Genomic DNA, 3,517 nt, shown 5'->3' with positions numbered 1-3,517 from the left:
GCCTCCGCGGTCACCGGTGCGGTCGACGAGCTGCAGCGCCTGCAGTCGACGTCGAACGAGCTGTCGGTGGCCGCCGTCACGGGCGACCTCACCGACATCCACTCGGCCATGATCGCCTCGAGCCGCGCATCCGTCACGCTCGAGCTCGTCGCCGCCGTGCGCAACAAGGGCGTCGACGCGTTCAACGAGATCATGAGGATGCAGGCCTGATGCCGCAGGCTGTCACGAACGTCTTCCAGCGCCTGCGGCAGGCCGTCGGCGGCTTCACGCTGGCGCAGCGCACCATCGCGATCATCGGCGTGGCCGTGCTCGCGCTCGGTGCCATCGCGCTGGGCAGCTGGCTCAGCCGCCCGCAGCTCGCCCCCCTGTTCACGGGCCTCAACCCCGCCGACGCGAACGCCGTCGTCGAGCAGCTGCGCTCCTCGGGCGTGACCTACGAGCTCGCCGACGGCGGCGCGACGGTCATGGTGCCGCAGCAGGACGTGTACGACCAGCGCCTGGCGGCGGCCGCCGAGGGACTGCCGAGCGAGACGAGCGACGGATACACGCTGCTCGACGACATGGGCGTGACCACGAGCGAGTTCCAGCAGTCCGTCACGTACAAGCGCGCGATCGAGGGCGAGCTGGCCCGGACGATCGAGTCGCTCGATGGGGTCGGCGCCGCGTCGGTGCAGCTCGCCATCCCCGAGGAGAGCGTGTTCGTCTCGGAGGCCGTGGACCCGACCGCCTCGGTGTTCGTCGAGACGCAGGGAACCTCGACGCTCGCGCCCCCGCAGGTGGACGCGATCGTGCACCTCACGTCGGCCGCGGTCAGCGGCATGAAGCCCGAGAACGTGGCGGTGATCGATCAGGCCGGCGAGACGCTCTCGGCGGTGGGCGTGGGCACCACGGGCAGCACCGACCAGCAGGCCGGCGAGTACGAGGCGCGCGTCGCGGGCAGCATCCAGGAGATGCTCGACCAGGTCGTCGGCGCCGGCAACGCCACCGTCACCGTGGCGGCCGAGATGACGAACGAGTCCAGCGAGCGCGTCGACGAGACGTACACGACGCCGGATGAGGCGGTGCCGAGCAACGAGCAGACCAAGACCGAGAGCTACACGGGCGGCGCCGGCGGCACGGGCGTGCTGGGCCCCGACAACATCGCCGTGCCCAACGGCGATGCGGGCGGCAGCTACGAGTCGACCGAGACCACGCGCAACAACGTCGTCAACAAGTCGACCGAGACGGTCACGACGCCGCCCGGCGGCGTGCGGCGGCAGACCGTTTCGGTCGCCGTCGACACGGACGCCGCCGCCGGCATGGACGTCGGCGCGCTGCAGGATCTCGTCGCCACCGCCGCAGGCGTCGACGCCGCCCGCGGTGATGAGGTGACCGTCGAGCTCATGGCCTTCAGCGACGCCGATGCGCAGACCGCGCAGCAGGCGCTGGACGCCGCGCGGCAGGCCGAGGAGGCCGAGCGCATGAACGAGATCCTGCGCACCTCGCTCATCGCCGCTGCGATCGCGGTGCCGCTGCTCGCCGCCGTGATCATCTTCGCCGTCCGCAGCCGTCGCCGCCGGGAGACGGAGGTCGCGCCTCCGCTCGAGCTGACCGCCGAGACACTGCTGCTCACGCCGCAGCAGCCCGAGCCCCTGCCGGCCCCGCCGATCCCGACCCCGATCGACGCGACGCCCACCGTGCCGCTCGAGGTGGATCCCGATCCCGAGCCCGAGCCCGACCAGCTGGTGCTGGAGCGTCAGCGCGCCGAGCTGGAGTCGCTCGCCCGCCGCGATCCGCAGAAGACCGCCGAGGTGCTGCGCAGCCTCATGGCCGACAGGGTCGACGCGTGAGCGCACTGAGCGGGTCGCAGACGGCGGCCGTCGTGATCATGAACCTCGACCGCTCGCGCGCCGTCGAGGTCATGAAGCACCTGACGGAGGGCGAGGCGGAGGAGATCGCGGCCGAGATCATCCGGATGCGCCGGCTCGACACCGCGACGACGGCGCGCGCGCTGCGCGACTTCCACCGCATCGCGTCGGGACGCGTCGCCCCGGGCCGCGGCGGTCGCGACGTGGCCGCGGGCCTGCTCGAGGCGTCGTTCGGCGCGGAGCGGGCAGCGGGTGTGCTCACGCGAGTCAGCTCCACCATGGCGGGCACGTCCCTCGACTTCCTCAACGCGGCAGACCCCGCCCAGCTCGCGACCCTGCTCGACGGCGAACTGCCTCAGACGATCGCGCTCGTGCTCGCGCACCTGCGCACGAACAACGCCGCCGAGGTGCTCGCGGCGCTGCCCGATCCGCTGCGCACCGACGTCGCCCAGTCGATCGCCACGATGGGCACGGCGACGCAGGATGCCATCGCCGTCGTGGCGGAGACGCTCCGGACCCGCACGGGCGTGTTCGCGCTCCGGGAGTCGTCCGAGGCGGTGGGCGGCGTGCAGCCGCTGGTCGAGATCATCAACCGCTCGGATGCCGCGATCGAGAAGGCTCTGCTGGCGAGCCTGGAGGATCGCGACATCGCGCTGGCGGAGGACATCCGCTCCCGGATGGTGACGTTCGCCGACATCGTCAAGCTCGAGGACCGCGACGCCCAGCGCGTGCTGCGCGGCGTCGACATCCGGACGCTCGCGATGGCGCTCAAGGGCGTGAACCAGGCGATCGCGGACGTCATCCGCAAGAACGTCTCCGAGCGCAACCGCGAGGTGCTCGACGACGAGATCCGCATCATGGGCCCGGTGCGCATGTCGCAGATCGAGGAGGCGCGGGCCGAGATCGTGCGCACCATCCGCGCGCTGGCCAGCGAGGGCGAGATCACGGTGCACCGCACCGACGAGGACGAGTATGTCTACTGACCGGCCCGCCCTCCCCGCCGAGCCCTCACGGCCGCGAGCGTCCTCGCGGTTCACGCAGGCCGTGTTCCCCCGGATCGCGGGGCGCAGCACCGAACTCGAGCGGGAGTTCGAAGCGGCTCGCGTGCGGGGCTACGCGGCCGGGCACGCCGAGGGCATGCGCGCCGCGGCGGAGGCCGCGGCGCTGCTGCGCGAGGAGATCGAGCGGGCGCGCGAGGACGAGCGGATCGCGGCCGAGCGCCGCGTGACCCAGGCCCTGGTCGCGGTGGAGGCCGCGGCGCTGTCGCTCGCCGACCGTGAGCGCGAGCTCGTGGCGGCCGGCCAGCGCGCTCTGGAGCGCCTCGCCGTCGAACTGGCGGAGACGGTCGTCGCGCGCGAGCTGGCGGCGGGTGAGGCGTCCGCGCACGCGGCGCTGCGGCGCGTGCTGGCGCACGTCGACCTCGCCGAGGCGCGCGAGCTGCGCGTCAGCGCCGGCGACCTCGACACGCTTCGCGCGCTCGGTGGCGCTCCCGAGGGCGTGACGCTCGTGGCCGACCCGCAGCTCGCCCCCGGCGATGCCGTGGCTGTGCTGCCCGACGGATCCGTGGACGCCCGGGTGGCGGCGGCGTTCGCACGGGCCCGGGCGGCGCTGGAGGATCTCTCATGACCTGGGCGGCCGTGCTCGAGGCCGCACGGCCCGAGCGGGTCGGC

The 3,517-nt window shown here is 73.2% G+C and carries 4 protein-coding genes; all 4 read left to right on the top strand.

Annotated features, from left to right (window positions below; all coding sequences use genetic code 11):
• The coding region (gene fliE / locus RIF89_RS12375; RefSeq protein ID WP_309069410.1) for a flagellar hook-basal body complex protein FliE at positions 1-210 on the top strand (210 nt) is incomplete at its 5' end.
• The gene (fliF, locus tag RIF89_RS12370; RefSeq protein ID WP_309069409.1) at positions 210-1,829 is read left to right on the top strand and encodes a flagellar basal-body MS-ring/collar protein FliF; all 1,620 of its coding nucleotides are present in this window, start codon (positions 210-212) and stop codon (positions 1,827-1,829) included. The genes fliE and fliF, both read left to right, overlap by 1 nt.
• Positions 1,826-2,830: a flagellar motor switch protein FliG gene (gene fliG / locus RIF89_RS12365; RefSeq protein WP_309069408.1), complete on the top strand. Its 1,005-nt coding sequence runs from the start codon at positions 1,826-1,828 to the stop codon at positions 2,828-2,830. The genes fliF and fliG overlap by 4 nt, the downstream gene beginning before the upstream one ends.
• The gene (locus RIF89_RS12360; protein WP_309069407.1) at positions 2,820-3,473 is read left to right on the top strand and encodes a FliH/SctL family protein; all 654 of its coding nucleotides are present in this window, start codon (positions 2,820-2,822) and stop codon (positions 3,471-3,473) included. The genes fliG and RIF89_RS12360 overlap by 11 nt, the downstream gene beginning before the upstream one ends.
• The last annotated feature ends 44 nt before the right edge of the window (positions 3,474-3,517 follow it).

The sequence above is a fragment of the Microbacterium sp. genome (assembly GCF_031178525.1).
GTDB lineage: Bacteria > Actinomycetota > Actinomycetes > Actinomycetales > Microbacteriaceae > Microbacterium.
Note: the sequence above shows the minus strand (reverse complement) of the source record. Positions and strands in the feature narration are given on the sequence as shown.

Bases quoted from the DNA above. Each gene is read 5' to 3' on its own strand.
- fliF (WP_309069409.1), top strand. From the start codon at position 210: ATGCCGCAGGCTGTCACGAACGTCTTCCAGCGCCTGCGGCAGGCCGTC.
- RIF89_RS12360 (WP_309069407.1), top strand. From the start codon at position 2,820: ATGTCTACTGACCGGCCCGCCCTCCCCGCCGAGCCCTCACGGCCGCGA.